Source organism: Leptodesmis sp., assembly GCF_052746595.1.
This window is the reverse complement of sequence record NZ_JBRAGO010000024.1, coordinates 14,744-30,324: the sequence shown is the minus strand read 5'-3', so window position 1 is coordinate 30,324 and position 15,581 is coordinate 14,744. Positions and strand designations below refer to the sequence as shown.

Here is a 15,581-nt window from a genome sequence, read left to right as displayed (position 1 = left end):
GAAGATCGAGAAGACTGCAGAAACACGTAAATCACTTTACTTATATACAAGCAGTAACATCAAAAGGATTCCTACAAAAATCCATCCACCCATCGCCAACCAGGATCCCGACTGTTGGAATGGAGCAGTAACTTTCTCCTCATGGGCGACATCCTGTTGCAGGTCAGGCCTCCGTTTTTTATTCCAGGCTGGGCGTTGTTCCCGTTCTCGTTCCCATTCTTCAACCAGACCTGTTTTATATTGCTCACGAATAAAACTCACTAAATACTCGTGAACTAACTGGTAAAGGTCTGCGGGATATTCCGGAATGAGAAATAATAAGCCGGAACCCACCAGCACTTCCAAAACCAGATCCAGATTGTCTGCCTGAGCGATTAAACCCAGATCAATCAAATCAGCTTCTAGATCATCGCGAGTTTTGAGCGGTCGGCTACCTTTGTCATTGGTTAACAAAAAGAGAATCAACCGAGCCAGTTCCTCATTTTCCGGGCCACAATCTTTGACTACATCTTCTAAAGAGCGTTGCACTAACGGTTGCTTGGGACCTTTGCGGCGATATTCTTCCAGAGTGGTAATGTCTTCTGCTTGTAGTTGAGCGCCGACAACCTGTAATTCGATGGGGCGAACTTCACCCAACTCTCCCTCCAGGTCTTGCACCACAGCATCAATCAAGTCTTTCGGCAAATAGAACTGGGCCTGTTCAGTTAAGCTCTGGATAACGGTTTTAGCTTCTTCCGCCGTGAAATTATTTAAGGCATATCGGATATCCTTGCCCAAAATGTCATTATCAATAATGTCCAGATTGGTGAGCCGCTGAAACTCCAATAAATAGTGAAGATAATCATCCCGCAAGGACAGAATGACTTTCACAAACGGCAGGTTCAGACAGTTCTTGAGAAATTGGTATAGAGGACGACGCAACGGAACGCTGTCACAAACAAAGAAAAACTCTTCAAACTGATCCAGGATCAGAATGGGAAGGTAATTGCGATCGGTCAAAGCCCGAAAGCGATGCAACAAGTCCGGTGAGGAATCGGGGTCTGCCACCTGACCCGTTGGTGATTGACTAAGCAATTTTTCCAGGTTGGCCTGCCAGTCTGTATATGACTCTAGTAACACCGCGATCGCTGTGCGTTCGCCAATTAAATGCTCCTGCAGCATCGGCACTAATCCACCGCTGACGATCGAACTTTTGCCAACGCCAGATGGCCCATGCAGCACGATCAGCTTGTTTTTGGGTAAGGCGAGGCGGTTCAGTAATGCATCCAAATCCTTTTGCCGCCCGGAAGCCGCAATCTCTTGAGCTAGCAGAGTTTGAGGATCCACCTGGGGCGGTAGGGGGTACAGAATACCGGGTTGCAGGTGTTGAGGTTGTAGCCGGAGCGCACCGACAAAGGCCCGATAGCCATATTGATGCTCAATCAACCGACGGGTTTGCTTCGTCTGAAAGGCCAGTTGATAGTCCCCGCGATCGAAATAATCATCCCGCAGTTGCCGCAGAATCTGAATATACAGCGGTGGATCACTGTGGGGATGGGTACGATCGCGGGCGGTTTCCAAATAATCAATCGCCGCATCCAGGTTGCCCAATTCCTTCTCCGCCCTGGCCAACATAAACAAGTACCAGGCATAGTGATAGCGATGGGCTAGGTCTAAACTTTGTTCCAGATGGGGATTAGCAGGATGGCCATCCGCATGCAGATCAGCCTCTAACCGATCCAAAATCTGCAAGGCCATCGTCACTTGAGTTTTAGCCGCTGCCCAAGCTGATCGGGCCAGGGCCGTTTCGGCTAGAAAGCCATGATCGCGAGCCTGCCGAACGGGATCCTTATATAGTTTGTGCAGTACCAAAGCCTGTCGGGCCAACTCCTCCAGCGGCCCCCAATTTTTCATCTTCTGTAGGGTTTCCGCCTGGGCAATGATGAACCGGGCCACCAGATCCTGACGACCTTCTTCAGTAAATAGAATCAGGCTGCGACGAAAGTGGTCATAGGCTTGATACACCGCGTTATCGTAAGTCGCCCGTTGCAAGACCGCGTAAGAGCGCCACCAAAGGCCAAGATAGAAGAGTACACAGGCGGCTCGTTCCAGGTAGGGGATGGGGGGGTAGGGGGGAGATGGGGAAGAGGTAGAGGAAGGTTCTGAGTTTTGAGTTTTGAGTTTTGAGTTTTGAATTGTTGTTCCGTGATGATTGCGCCCTGCGGTGTCTAGCCAGAATTGCAGGCTGCTTTCGTAGAGTTTGCGGGCAATTTCGAGTTCGCCGCGAGAGTGGGCATCCTGTCCCAGAAGAAAATCAAGGCTGGCTTGCAGTTCAGGGTCGATCGCGTACTCGCTCGCCTGCAAATCTGCCAGGGCGAACCGCAATTCACTTTGCCGCAAGGAATTGGGATGGGGAACGATCGCCCAGTTCGCCACGGCCTGCTCATCTCCCAAATCTAGAATCGAACTGAATAGGCGATCGCTGTGGCGCTTCAGCGATTGCACCAGTTCGGGAATCGGCATGTCGAACTGAATAATGCCACCAGCCCAACTATAGAGATCTGGAGCTAGCCGCTCTAGTTTATGGAGTCCATCATCATTGGTCCATAACACCAGAGGAAAGGGAAATTGCTTTCGTAACTCTTCCCGCACCAGGTTGGTAGCAATCAACACCTGATCCAGATCATGCAGGGATTCCATACCGAATAGGAAGAGAGCCTGAGGAAATTTTGGATTTTGGATTTTGGATTTTGGATGCTGGGGTTGTTTTTTTTCATTCTCACTCCCTAATCCGCACTCCCCACTCCCTACTCCCAGTTCCACTTGTAAAGTTGTCAGCAGGGTCTTCGCTGATTCCGGTAGCGTCAATATCTCAATGGAGATGGGACAGCAATTTTGTAGGCGAGTCAAAATCCGATCGCGCAGTTGGGCATAATTGCACCGCACCAGAATCAGACTGAACTCTTCCTGCGATAAGGTAACTGCCCGCACCAGTGCCTGTAGCGATCGCTGATTCCGCACCTCCACATCCAACTGTTGCCCCACTCCCACCTCACTCCTAATTCCTAATTTCTAACTCCCAACTTCTACCTCTATTCTGCCTTGCGGTTCCTGACCCAGTCCTGATACCGCTTTGTCTCTGCCAGTACGGGATTAATCGCGTACCAGGTTCCCTGAGCATCCTGATACTCAAACACGAACATACTGCGAAGCAACATCTGATACTCGATATCACCCTGCACATTTTGCTGTTCCACGACCTGGAAAATTAATTTCCATTCCTTGTCATCGATCGATCGGGCGGTGAAGTCCCGTGAGTTCTGGATCACTCGTTCCACAATCTCTCGTGAGAAGGGTGGGTCGCTCTGGCGGATACAGCCCTGGACTAAACCCAGCAAATTCCGCACATGGCCCCCACTGACGAGGCAGAGACGATCGAGGGTCTCCCGACTGTCAAACAATTCCGAAATTTGCTCCAGCCGTTGGGAGGGTTTGATGTTAGGAAAAGCACGGGCGAGAATCATGTGCCGCAGCAGGTGAATGCCTTCGCCCAGAGGAATTCCATCACGGGTACGGACTGGCACCATCGGCAACACAAGCGGAGCAATGCCATTGCCCAGTCGTAAGCGCAAGGTTTCATTTTCATTGGAAAACACCAGTGAGAGGGGAATGGTGTAAACCACATGACAGTTGAGGTTGGAGAGTTGATCACCGCGATCGATAAACAGATATTCCGGTTGGGTGCGTCCCGTTTGCAGCTGACGGGCATCCACGCGATCGAGATTGTCAATAATCACCACCAGTCCCCGTTTTCCCCGTCGCTGCAGTTCCTGAGTGGCCTGTCCCAACAATTCCTGATTGATGGCTTTGATAATGCCATTGGTGCGTGGCTCCATAAATTGTCGCAGTTGACTACGCAGGCGGGGACTGTCTTTAGCGCGGGCCGTAATTTTGCTAATCCCCACTGAAAACTCGATATGGGAGAATTCGATTGGCGTTTGCAGCAAATCACCAATTTCGGAGAACAGGTTAATAAAGTAATTGGGCCTGATGCGGATCCGGTCAGATTCCAGCTTTTCGCTCACCTGATGGGCGATCGCCATCAAAATATCCGTTACATCCACATCGGACATATCCAGGTCTTCACTGGAGACGAAGTAGACCACGTAGAACCCTATTTCCTCCAGTTCTGCCTTCAACCGCAGTAACTCTGTGGATTTGCCACAGCCCACATGTCCGGTAAATAACTGACAGGTGCGATCGGACAGCAGCACGATCGTCCGTTTCAATTCCTGAATCAAATTCGCTCCCCGCACGGAGGAAAAGTCGATGTAATATCGCCGCTCCTGGGGATTGGCATAATTCAGGGTTTGACCGGGGTTACAGGCTTTGGAGAAGCGATCGATGTCAATGAGCATGGGAGAGAGAGGGGGGAGGGACAGGGGCGGGAGAAATAAAGCCGCTCTCAAAACTTAGAACTCAAAACTTAAAGCTCTACACTTTTCACCCTTCACCATCCACTATCCACCATCCACCACTCACTTCCCATCGACTTAAATTTGCTGTAAAAGCTCTGAATCCTCGGATGGCAAATTGGTTCGAGGCTGGCCAGGGTGGTGACCGAAACATTTTTTGATAAAACTTCATGATTTGCTACGAGAATAGACAAGGGGCGATCGCCCTGCTTCACCTGACCACCGATCTCTGGAATAGGACGGAACCTGATGTCTGAATGGATTTCCCAATGGGTGATCAACACGATGAGTTCAATGGGCTACCTGGGAATTGGACTGCTCATGTTCCTGGAAAATCTGTTCCCGCCGATTCCCTCGGAGTTAATCATGCCATTTGCCGGGTTTACGGTTTCTCAAGGAAAAATGGAGTTTATTCCTGCTGTGGCTGCGGGAGTGGTAGGAACGGTGTTGGGAGCATTTCCCTGGTACTATGCGGGCAAATTTATTGGGGAACCACGCCTGAGAGATCTGGCCGATCGCTATGGCAGGTGGCTGACGATTTCCGGCAAAGATATTGATAAAGCCAATAGCTGGTTTACTCGTCATGAAGGAAAAGCTGTTTTCGTCTGTCGGCTAGTTCCGGGTGTGCGGACTCTGATCTCCCTGCCTGCGGGAATTGCCGCTATGCCCCTGATTCCTTTCATTCTATATTCCACAGCCGGGACGACCCTTTGGGTGACGTTTCTCACCTTTCTGGGGTACAAGCTAGGGGAACACTACGACAAAGTCGATGAATGGTTGGGGCCGCTATCCAAATACGTCATTATTGGCCTAGCGATCGCCTTTGGTTTGTGGGTCTGGAAGCGCAAGCAATCCCGCTCTCGCAAACGCAGAAACTTACACTAAGGACTGTGAATTATATACGCAAACCTCACCCCACCTTCGGCACCCCTCTCCGGGGCGGAGAGGGGCAGGGGGAGAAGTTAGTTCCCCACCTGTTTCATTCAGTTTCATTCAGTCAAGGCTGTATTTCCTCAACGAGAAATAATGTCATGCACTTTGATCTGTTACAGATTATTAAAACTTTTGGCTACCTGGGAGTCTGGGGAATTGTATTCGCGGAATCTAGCTTGCTGGTTGGCTTTTTCCTGCCAGGGGACAGCTTGCTGTTTACAGCAGGGTTTGTGGCTTCTCAAGGGTTTTTGAACATTGCCTTGCTGGTTCTGGGTGCTTTTATCTGTGCCGTTCTAGGAGATAATGTTGGCTATGTGACGGGCCACAAGTTTGGTCGTCGTTATATTTCGACGAGAGGACTCCTGGATGTTTCATAAGAAGCATTTAGTCAGTGCTCAAAACTTCTACGATAAACACGGTAAAAAGGCCATTGTATTAGCTCGCTTTATGCCCATCGTCCGGACTTTTGCCCCTATAGTTGCGGGTATCAGTGCAATGAAGTACTCAACTTTCGTTGCCCATAACATCATCGGCGGCTTAATCTGGACCGCTGGCATCACCTTATTGGGATATTATTTGGGGCAGGTGATCTCCGATGTTGATAAGTATTTATTACCAATTATCCTGGTAATCGTGGTGGTATCTATTGCCCCTGCGATTTTTCATCTGTATCAAGACAGAAAAACTAGCAGACGTTGAACGATCGCGATCGCTACTGGCAGCTTCTTGCTTACATTCGTCCCCAAACGCGAACCATCGTCCAAGCCTTGCTTTGCACGCTAGTGTTTACGGCCATGTGGCCTGTCCTGGCGTGGTTAGCGGGTGAGATTGCGAAACCACTGGCTGAGGGACAGGTATTGGCCATTGCTAAAATGGCTGGGCTGGGAACCCTGGCTTTTCTGGTGCAGAAGATTGCCCAGTATGGCCAGGATACGTTAATGGCAAAAGCTGCTCTGGCTATTGGGTTTCAGCTTCGGACGCAGGTGTATGCCCATCTGCAACGGCTCAGCCTCAGCTATTTCGAGTCAGCCCAGAGCGGCGATCTGGCCTATCGGATGACGGAGGATATCGATCGCATCAGTGAAGTGGTCAACAAAATCTTTCATCAGTTTATTCCCAGTTTGCTGCAATTGATCGTTGTGCTGGGGTACATGGTCTACCTCAACTGGCAGTTGACGCTGGCAACGCTCGTCATTGCTCCCGTGATGGCCGGATTAATTACCTGGTTTGGGGAGCGCATCCGAACGTTATCTTACCGCAGTCAGAGCCGCATCTCTAACCTATCCGCATTGCTGGTGGAAGTCTTTAGTGGCATGCGTCTGGTGCAGGCATTTGCGGCGGAGGATTACACCCTGGAACGGTTCAGTCGCGAAGCAGAGCGAAATCGTTTGGCCCGTTACCGCACGGAAAAGTTGAAGGCCATTCAATCTCCTGTAGTCGGCTTCCTGGAAGCGATCGCCCTGCTCTCACTGCTACTCTTGGGCGGCTGGCAGGTTTCTCAAAAAAATCTCACAGGCAGTGCTTTTGTCAGTTATCTGGCGGCTGTGATCATGCTGATTGATCCAATCTCTCTGCTGACCAGTAATTACAACGAATTTAAGCAGGGGCAGGCTTCCCTCGATCGAGTGTTTGAATTGCTGGCAATGCAACCGACAGTGATTGAAAAAGAGGGGGCCGAAGCGTTACCCCCTGTAACTGGAAAAGTGGAGTTCCACAACATCAGCTTTGCTTACCAACCCGATCAACCTGTTCTAAAGGAACTCAGTCTGCTGGCCCTACCTGGAGAAGCGATCGCCCTGGTGGGACATTCCGGTGCCGGAAAAACCACCCTCGCCAACCTGTTGCCCCGCCTCTACGACCCCCAAGCTGGACAGATCCTGATTGACGGTATCGATATTCGGGATGTCACCCTGCGCAGTCTCCGCAGTCAGATTGGAATTGTCCCTCAAGAAACGATTTTGTTCTCTGGCACGATCGCCCAAAATATCGCCTTTGGCCAAACTCGTGCCGACATGGAATCCATCCAGGCTGCTGCTAAGATTGCCAATGCTCACCAATTCATTATTCAATTCCCAGAGGGTTATCAAACCTGGGTCGGGGAACGAGGCGTAAACTTATCTGGAGGCCAGCGGCAGCGACTGGCGATCGCCCGTGCCGTTCTGCTCAATCCTCGTATTCTGATTTTGGATGAAGCTACCTCCGCTCTGGATTCCGAATCGGAATTCCTGGTTCAGGAAGCCCTGGAGCGAGTGATGCGGAATCGCACCGTCTTCATCATTGCCCATCGTTTAGCCACCGTTCGTCGGGCCGATCGCATCCTAGTTCTAGAACACGGCCAGGTTGTTGAATCCGGCACCCACGCCGAACTCCTGAACCAGGGCGGACGGTACGCCCGTTTCTACGCCCAACAGTTCCAAGCATAAAAACTATGAATTATGAATTGTGCATTAAGGAATGTGGGGTGCTGCTAGCGTCAGCGTAACGCACCAAAGAAACTTCCTTGGCCTGCTCCTAATTCCCAATCCCTAATCCTAGCTCCGCTGATACCGCATTCCCGGTAAAGAGGTAATCAACTCCTCCATTTCTAACTGGGTTAAAGCACTGGAGACCGAGCCTGCGGGTAAACCGGAATGCTGAACGAGCAAATCGAAAGGAACCGCTTCCCCATCCAGGGAGGGAGCCAAATCAGTCAATACCTGAAGAATATGGGCCAGATCAGAAGATAGGTTGAGGGGCAGAGAAAATTGCTGGGTAGAAACTCCAGGGGGTTCTTTAAATTGAGGAATCGTTCCTAACAGTTCCAAAAGATGGTCGGTGCCCCGGATAGGACGTGCGCCCTGATCGATCAGCTTCAGGCAACCCAGAGATTTGTAATCATCCAATCGTCCGGGTAACGCATATACATCCCGCCCATACTCGTTGGCATAGTAGGCTGTAATCAGACCACCGGATTTTTCAGGGGCTTCCATCACCAGAACGGCACGGCACAATCCGGCAATAATCCGGTTACGGCGAGGGAAAAAGGTACGATTGGGCTGCGTTCCAGCAGGGTGTTCACTTAAAGCTAGTCCCGTTTGCACCAATTGCTGGTACAGGCTGCGGTTTGACCAGGGATAGACGACATTGACGGCACAACCGAGAACGGCGATCGTCCGCCCCCCTGCTTCCAGGCAACTGCGGTGGGCTTCTGTGTCGATGCCCTCGGCTAAACCAGAAACAATGGTAAAACCTTGCTCGACCAAGGCGATCGTCAGGCGGCGAGTCCACTGACGGCCATAGGGGGAAGGCGATCGCGTGCCGACGATCGCTATCATAGGAGCCAGACCATTTAACTCCCGTTCTTCCACCTTGCCCTGATAGTACAGGACGGGCGGCGGATCGGGAATTTCCAGCAATAAGCGAGGATAGTCCGGATCGGCAGGTGTCCAAAAGTTGGGGTTCTCCTGTTCATGCTGGTTCAAGAGTTGCTCCGGTTGGATGGCCCGTCGTTCCGCTACTACCATCTCAGCCGTTTGATAGCCAAAGCCTTCAACTTCCATCAAATCTGCCGAGCTGGCTTCCCAGGCTGCGACAAGGGATTTAAAGTGCGTTTGCAGGCGTTTGAGTAAAACGGGGCCAATGCCGTTAATCTGTGACCAAGCCAGCCAAAAGGCACGTTCTTTTATCATGGGTACATGAACTGGATGTCCTTTTTAGGGTTCACAGATCGCCCCCAATTGCACCAGATTTAATCATGACCAACCTCATTATTCGATCGGCCCAGATTCCCAAGGAGCTACCCCAGGTTTATAAAATTCGCTATCTAGTCTTTCAAATTGAGCAGGGAGTGGATCCCACACTGGAATTTGATGGCAAGGATGAACGCGCCCACCATCTCATTGCTTTTCTTGGTGAAAAAGCGGTAGGAACTGCTAGAATCCGTTCTCTGGAAGATCAAACGGCAAAAGTAGAACGGGTTGCTGTGCTACCAGAGGTTCGAGGACAGGGAATTGGTCGCAAATTGATGGATTACATTGAGGCTTTTTTGGTTGAACGTCAGGTGACGGAGGTTTACATGCACGCCCAGGAACCTGTCAGGGAGTTTTATCAGAAATTGGGGTTTGTCCCAGAGGGGAAGGCGTTTGAGGAGGCTGGAATTCCTCACATTGCCATGAGAAAGCTGTTGCGCTAAACGGACTGAACAAGTGATTGGTCATGATTCCGATCGGCGGATTCTCCCCAAAGAGTATCCATACGAATTAAGCGGACTGTCCATTCTGGGAGCCATCTGGCTGGTAAGTGCGGTACTCGATCGCCTCTGGTTTGCCCTGGATCATTCCGTTCCCAGTTGGGATCCAGCAGATTACCTGACTGGTGCCGTGGTATACTGGAAAGCCTTGCAAACTCCTCAGTGGTTCTCTGGAGACTGGTGGACGAGCCTCTGGCAGTTGTCATCTAAAATTCCGCCCCTAGTCTATATTTCTACAACACCGTTTATCAGCCTGTTTGGGCCGGGAGAAGATCGAGCCGCGATCGTTTTTCTGCTGTTTAGCGCCGTTCTTCTGAGTTCTGTATACGGGCTGGGACTCTATCTGTTCAACCGTCAGGTTGGTCTGTGGGCGGCTGGCCTCTGTGTCCTCATGCCCAACCTCTACCAAACTCGTCTGGTGTTCATTCTGGACTATCCCCTGGCTGCAATGGTCACTCTTTGTTTCACCATCCTGACCCTGTGGCGAGGCCACAACAGAATTAAGAATTTGGAATTTGGAATTAAAAGTTCAGAAGCTGTTTTCCCCCCATCTGATTCCACAGAGGAACAATCAATCTCGTCTCTACCCTCTACCCCATCCCCCCATCCCCCCATCACCATCCTTCACCCCTGGCTCTTAGCCGCACTATTTGGCATCACCCTGGGGTTGGCTTTGATGACCAAGCAGACGACTGCTCTTTTTCTCCTGGTGCCGATTGTGTGGGTAATTGGAGAACGAGTCTGGCAAAGAGCCTGGATTTCATTACTACAACTTGGTTTCGGACTGCTGATATCGCTGTTTGTCTTCCTGCCCTGGTATCGCACCAACTGGTTGCTGATTTTGACTTCTAGTAAACGGGCAACGATCGATTCCGCGATCGCCGAAGGGGAACCTCCCCTATGGTCATTTCAAGCCTGGACACTGTACCTGAGAGAATTACCAGGAATGGTATCCTGGCCGCTGCTGCTTGTTCCGTTGTTGGGATTGGTGTTGTTCTGGCAGCGATCGCAGATGATCCAGCGAGAATCAGAAATACCAGAGGATGGGACAACCTATCGGGAACAACGGCAGCATTCAGCGATCGCCTGTCGCAAGGCGTTACTCTGGCTGCTGATTTTTCTGGTGGGTGGCTATGTGATGTCTTCCCTCAATCCCAATAAGGACATTCGTTATGTTGCCCCCTACTTACCTGTGCTGGCGATCGTCTTGGCCTATGGATTAGTCTTATTGCCGCGATCGTGGCGATTACTGCGCTGGGGTACGGTAGCGCTGGCCGGAATTTTAATGCTGACCAATCTGTTTCCGATTTTTCCGGGTTTCAGAGTGACTAATCTGCACTCCGGCTTCCACCCCTACTCCGGGCCACCCTTTCCCCATCAAGAAGTGGTGGCAGAAGTGGCGACAGCGATGCCCTATTTACGCTCCACCATAGGAGTTCTGCCCTCTACGCCAGAGATCAATCAACACAACATTAATTACTACGGTCTGTTGCATAACTTTCAGGTGTTTGGTCGGCAGGTGGGTGCTCGTAAGTCTTTTGTCAAGCAGGATCAGCGATCGCTCAACTGGTTTATCACTAAAACTGAGAATCAGGGGTCAATTCGCAATCAGGAGGCACAAACGGCGATCGTGCAGGCCGTTGAACAAAGTCAAGCCTTTCAACTGCAAAAAACCTGGCCATTACCAGATAACAGCACACTGAAGCTCTATCGCCGACGGGTGCCAGCCGTGGAGGTGGTGCTGAATCCGAAGTCGGGAACTGACAAGGGACAGGCTCCGGTGCAACTGGATCAAGTACAGGTTCCGGCTCAGGCTCCTGCTGGGAAACCGATTCCCGTTACTTACCGTTGGTCAGGTTCGTGGGATGCCTTGCAAAATGGTCTGGTTGTGCTGACCTGGCAACGATCGAGACAGACCAATCAATCTGATCAAAACCGCTGGTTTCATGATCATGGCATTGGCCTGGGTCAGCTTTATCCGGAGCTTGATGCATCTGCCGCACCCCGATCGCCGATTCAAGTGGTAGAACGCACCGCCATGTTACCCCCTGTTGGAATTGCACCGGGGACTTATCAACTCCAGGCGGTATATCTCGATCGCCGCACCCAGCAGGCCACTCCTCTCACCATTCCCGCTGTGACGGTACGAATTGACCCAACCGCCAAAGCGGCTCCTGCCCCAGAACTGGATCTGGTGACGCAACTGAGTGTTCTGGCGGCAACCTTGCCTCAGGGAACTCCGGCCCTCAGTCACCTTTCGGATGAGATTAGCCGAATTAATCAATATGATGCGGTACAGGATTATTTGGTGCAGGCTCAACAGGCCATGCAATATCGACTGCAACAGGAACCCAAAGAGTCCAGCTTTGCCTATATTCTGGCACTGGCAACGGTGCTGAAGCGTCAGGTCAATCCTGCGATCGCTGCTCTGGAGCGAGTCACCCAACTGGATGCGAACAATCCTTATGCCTATGCCTATCTGGCTTTTGTGAACTTGTTTGACTTTCGACCTGGAGCCGCACAGGTGGCCTTGAATCAGGCGTTGCAGTTAGATCCTAATTTACCCGAAGTGCAGGCCCTCAGCGGGATTGCCTCGTTAATGCAGGGGAATGTCTTGCAAGCGTGGCACTATTGGAAATTGTTCTGGCAGAAACCCGGTTTCTAGGGGTGTATGTACTTCATTAGTAAGGACTCCAGTTGCACGATGTCGAGTGGTTTGCTGATGTAGTTGGTAGCTCCGGCTTGCAGAAATTTCTCGCGATCGCCGTTCATAGCCATTGCGGTCACCATGACGACGGGCAAATGGCATAAATCAGGTTGGCTCCGCAAATCCTGGAGCAAGTCTAAACCTGTTACCTCCTGAGATAGTTGAATATCCATCAAAATCAGGTGTGGCTCAAAGGCCCGTACCCGCTTCAGGAAATCGGTGCCATCGCTTAAGTGGTCAACTTGGTGGCCGACTGTCCGCAAATAATCTTGCAACAGCGTGGCACTACAGAGGTCATCCTCCACTAACAGAATGCGTCCGACAGGAGGATGGGTTACGGTAGGACGATCGCAGGCCAGCAGCCCATACGAACAACTCTCAGAACAATCAACTAGACAATCTGGCAAATACAAGACAAATCGGCTCCCCTGATTCAGAGTTGATTCTACAGTAATATCTCCTCCATGCAGACGAGCTAACTTACGACTCAAAGCCAACCCCAGGCCAGTGCCGGAATAGCGACGGCTGAGTTGACTATCCAATTGGCTGAAGGGTTGAAAGAGGAGAGACAATTTTTCAGGCGGAATGCCAATCCCGGTATCAATCACACTGAACGAAATGCCCGCTGGTTCTTTGTTGACCTGCAGCGAAACCACCCCAGTTGGGGTGAATTTAATGGCATTCGAGAGCAAATTGAGCAATATCTGTTTCAGTCGCCGCTCGTCAGCAATACAAACCTGGGCGGCTGGATCAATTTCACTCAGTAGCTGCAGTCCTTTCTCATTCGCCTGTTGCTGAACCAGCGCTAAACAATACTTACAGATGTCGGAAACCACTAATGTCGTCAGATTCAGGGTTTCTCGGCCTGCTTCTACCTTGGCTAGATCCAGGATGTCGTTGATCAGCATCAGCAAATGCTCACCGCTGCTGTGAATGTGATTAATGTAATCCAGTTGTTTAGGACTCAGGCTGCCGAAAATCTCCTGCTGCAGGATCTGAGAGAGTCCCAGAATGGCATTCAAGGGAGTGCGGAGTTCGTGGCTCATGGTGGCTAAAAACTCGCTTTTGGCACGGCTGGCCGCTTCGGAAATCCGCTTTTCCTGCTCCAGTTCCTGGGTGCGCTGCTGCACCAGTTGCTCTAGATACTCGTAGTTCTGGGCATTGTACAGGGCGATCGCGGCCTGATCCGCAATCCGGGACAAGAACTGAATTTCGTCTTGGGTGAAGGTGCGGTAATGGGTGGTGGTTTGCAAGACCAGCGACCCAAATAATTTGTCGTGAATAAAGATGGGCACCGACAGAACAGAGCAGGTTTGATCCTGTTCAATTTGTCGCTGGCGGGCGGGGGTTAAGGGCACCTGGCTATAGTCAAATATGTAAAAGGGTCGCCGCTGGTTGAAATCGGAGTGTGGATCGATCAAATCCGGGCATTCGGAAAGGGGGACTCGAAAGTTGAGCATAGAGACGACCTGATCGTTCTTCCGCCATTCGGTCAACACTCGAATTTCTGTATCAAAAGCGTAGATAAGGACGCGATCAACTCCGAAACTCACACCAGTACAATTGACAATCTCTTGCAGGATGTAGTCTAGATCATGACTGGGATTGAGGGTTTGGCTAAGCTGGTTGAGCAGGTGCTCTCGCTGAGTTTGTTGTTGCAGTTGGCTGAAAAGCTGAGCTTGCTGAATGGCGATCACCACCTGGATGGCCAGTTGCTGGACTAAATCGATTTCAAACTCCTGCCAGCAACGGGGGTTAGAACATTGATGAACGGCTAAAACTCCCCAACAATGGTCTCCCTGGAACAGAGGCACGACGATTTTGGCTTTAATCTGCAGGTGGCGCATCAAAGCCAGATACCGATCAGGAAAACCGTGCGCTTCAACGTTATGCACTACTTGAGTCTGGCTTTTGTCGTAATCAACGTCTGCATCTCGATGCCAGATTTGATGGGAGTCTGGTTGGGCCGGCACATCCCAGTTTTCTTGCACCGAGGCAGCGACCAGAACTCCCTGACAGTTATCAAAGCGGTAGATTAGTACCCGATCGGCTTGCAAGACCTGCCGAATTTCCTCTGCTGTACACGCCAAAATTTCATCTAAATTCAACGATTGGCGAATCCGCAGGGCGATCGCTCGTAACAGCCGTTCTCGTTCAGACTGTTGACGCAGTTGCAGATCGGCCTGTCTGCGTTCCAGGGCAAGGGCAAGGGCGGAAGCCGCCGACTGCAGTAAGCGGATTTCCCACTCATCAGAAGCTCTGGCTTGCTCGCAGTTCTCAAAGCCAATAACCCCCCAGAATTGAGTGTTGACAGTCAACGGCAGAATGAGAATCGACAAAATTCCCTGAGCCTTCAGCAACTTCTGTTCTGCTAGGGGAAAGTCTTGGATACCACCGTTGATCATGCCTCCCGCCCTCAGGATGGCTTGCCAGCGAGAAAAGCAGGGATGATAGGGGAGATTTCGCAGTAAGGGATTAGCAATTTCTGGCGAAATGCCAGGGGCACACCATTCTGCTCGCTGGCTCATGAGCAAATTACCCACTGCATCCTGGTGATTCTCGCAGATGTATACTCGGCTTGCCCCCGATACCCGCCCTAATATTTCCAAGATTGAGTTATATAGCTCTGCCAGATCTGTTTGAGCCAGGAGACGGGTTTGGATTTCTACTAGGGCCGTTAAATAGCGTTCTCGACATGCGAGAGTCTGCTGGCTGGCCTGTAATGCCGCCTGAGTTTGTTTGCGATCGCTAATATCGGTAACGGTGCCTTCGTAATACAGGAAATCACCATCGGCACTATAAACTGGATAAACATTTTCCGAAATCCAGATTATCCTGCCATCTCGACGGTAGACCTGAGATTCAAAACCAGTCACGGTTCCCTGCTTCTCTATTAAGTGAATTAACTCGCGGCGACGAGCGGGATTCACATACAGTTGATGCTCAACATCTATCAGCGAGTCGATTAAGGCTTGGGGAGATTCATAGCCATACAGTTTAGCTAAGGCCGGATTGGCACTCAGATATCGGCCATCCTGAGTGGTTTGAAAGATACCCTCGATTGCATTGTCAAAAATGCTGCGGTACTTGTCCATTAGCTGTTGAAAGCCCTTTCCATCTGTTTCCCCTTAACAATTTCCGCCGACAGGCCGTAATGGATAGAGTCAGTTCTTGAAATCCAGTCTCTTTCTAGTAAAACGGCTGCAGATAATTCAGCGGCTCAGAAAATATTTTTCATAGATGAAAAGTAGAGAACCTG

The 15,581-nt window shown here is 50.8% G+C and carries 10 protein-coding genes; 6 read left to right on the top strand and 4 right to left on the bottom strand.

Annotated features, from left to right (window positions below; genetic code table 11):
* Nucleotides 1-36: 36 nt before the first annotated feature.
* Together ACUVQO_RS07535 and ACUVQO_RS07530 are read right to left on the bottom strand one after the other, a co-directional pair.
* Complete coding sequence (locus ACUVQO_RS07535; protein WP_445925272.1) at nt 37-3,024, bottom strand: nSTAND1 domain-containing NTPase; 2,988 nt, start codon at nt 3,022-3,024, stop codon at nt 37-39.
* A 47-nt stretch (nt 3,025-3,071) separates the two neighbouring features.
* A complete protein-coding gene (locus ACUVQO_RS07530; protein ID WP_445925271.1) occupies nt 3,072-4,397 on the bottom strand; it encodes an ATP-binding protein in 1,326 nt (441 codons plus the stop codon).
* 306 nt (nt 4,398-4,703) lie between these two features.
* Here ACUVQO_RS07530 and ACUVQO_RS07525 point away from each other — a divergent pair, with 306 nt between their 5' ends.
* The 4 genes from ACUVQO_RS07525 to ACUVQO_RS07510 are packed head-to-tail and all read left to right on the top strand — an operon-like array spanning nt 4,704 to nt 7,810.
* Nucleotides 4,704-5,339 (top strand): DedA family protein, encoded by a 636-nt coding sequence (locus ACUVQO_RS07525; RefSeq protein ID WP_445925270.1) that lies wholly within the window; start codon nt 4,704-4,706, stop codon nt 5,337-5,339.
* 5 nt (nt 5,340-5,344) lie between these two features.
* Nucleotides 5,345-5,764: a DedA family protein gene (locus ACUVQO_RS07520; RefSeq protein ID WP_445925269.1), complete on the top strand. Its 420-nt coding sequence runs from the start codon at nt 5,345-5,347 to the stop codon at nt 5,762-5,764.
* On the top strand, nt 5,754-6,086 hold the full coding sequence (locus ACUVQO_RS07515; protein WP_445925268.1) for a DedA family protein: 333 nt from the start codon (nt 5,754-5,756) through the stop codon (nt 6,084-6,086). Before ACUVQO_RS07520 ends, ACUVQO_RS07515 begins: the two co-directional genes overlap by 11 nt.
* Nucleotides 6,083-7,810 carry an ABC transporter ATP-binding protein gene (locus ACUVQO_RS07510; RefSeq protein WP_445925267.1) on the top strand — a complete coding sequence of 576 codons (1,728 nt, stop codon included), beginning with the start codon at nt 6,083-6,085 and terminating at the stop codon, nt 7,808-7,810. The genes ACUVQO_RS07515 and ACUVQO_RS07510 overlap by 4 nt, the downstream gene beginning before the upstream one ends.
* 108 nt (nt 7,811-7,918) lie before the next feature.
* Here the strand turns inward: ACUVQO_RS07510 and dprA are convergent, their stop codons facing one another.
* Nucleotides 7,919-9,055, bottom strand: a complete 1,137-nt coding sequence (gene dprA, locus ACUVQO_RS07505) for a DNA-processing protein DprA (RefSeq protein ID WP_445925266.1) — start codon at nt 9,053-9,055, stop codon at nt 7,919-7,921.
* Nucleotides 9,056-9,120: 65 nt separating this feature from the next.
* On the opposite strand from dprA, the gene ACUVQO_RS07500 reads away from it, so the two are divergent.
* The gene (locus ACUVQO_RS07500) at nt 9,121-9,558 is read left to right on the top strand and encodes a GNAT family N-acetyltransferase (RefSeq protein ID WP_445925265.1); all 438 of its coding nucleotides are present in this window, start codon (nt 9,121-9,123) and stop codon (nt 9,556-9,558) included.
* A gap of 13 nt (nt 9,559-9,571) precedes the next feature.
* On the top strand, nt 9,572-12,280 hold the full coding sequence (locus ACUVQO_RS07495) for a phospholipid carrier-dependent glycosyltransferase (protein WP_445925264.1): 2,709 nt from the start codon (nt 9,572-9,574) through the stop codon (nt 12,278-12,280).
* Here ACUVQO_RS07495 and ACUVQO_RS07490 read toward each other — a convergent pair.
* On the bottom strand, nt 12,277-15,417 hold the full coding sequence (locus ACUVQO_RS07490) for a GAF domain-containing protein (protein WP_445925263.1): 3,141 nt from the start codon (nt 15,415-15,417) through the stop codon (nt 12,277-12,279). The genes ACUVQO_RS07495 and ACUVQO_RS07490 overlap by 4 nt on opposite strands.
* Nucleotides 15,418-15,581 lie beyond the last annotated feature (164 nt).

Coding starts and splice junctions, on each gene's coding strand:
- ACUVQO_RS07530 (WP_445925271.1), bottom strand. CDS start 4,397: ATGCTCATTGACATCGATCGCTTCTCCAAAGCCTGTAACCCCGGTCAA.
- ACUVQO_RS07500 (WP_445925265.1), top strand. CDS start 9,121: ATGACCAACCTCATTATTCGATCGGCCCAGATTCCCAAGGAGCTACCC.
- ACUVQO_RS07515 (WP_445925268.1), top strand. CDS start 5,754: ATGTTTCATAAGAAGCATTTAGTCAGTGCTCAAAACTTCTACGATAAA.
- ACUVQO_RS07525 (WP_445925270.1), top strand. CDS start 4,704: ATGTCTGAATGGATTTCCCAATGGGTGATCAACACGATGAGTTCAATG.
- dprA (WP_445925266.1), bottom strand. CDS start 9,055: ATGATAAAAGAACGTGCCTTTTGGCTGGCTTGGTCACAGATTAACGGC.
- ACUVQO_RS07490 (WP_445925263.1), bottom strand. CDS start 15,417: ATGGACAAGTACCGCAGCATTTTTGACAATGCAATCGAGGGTATCTTT.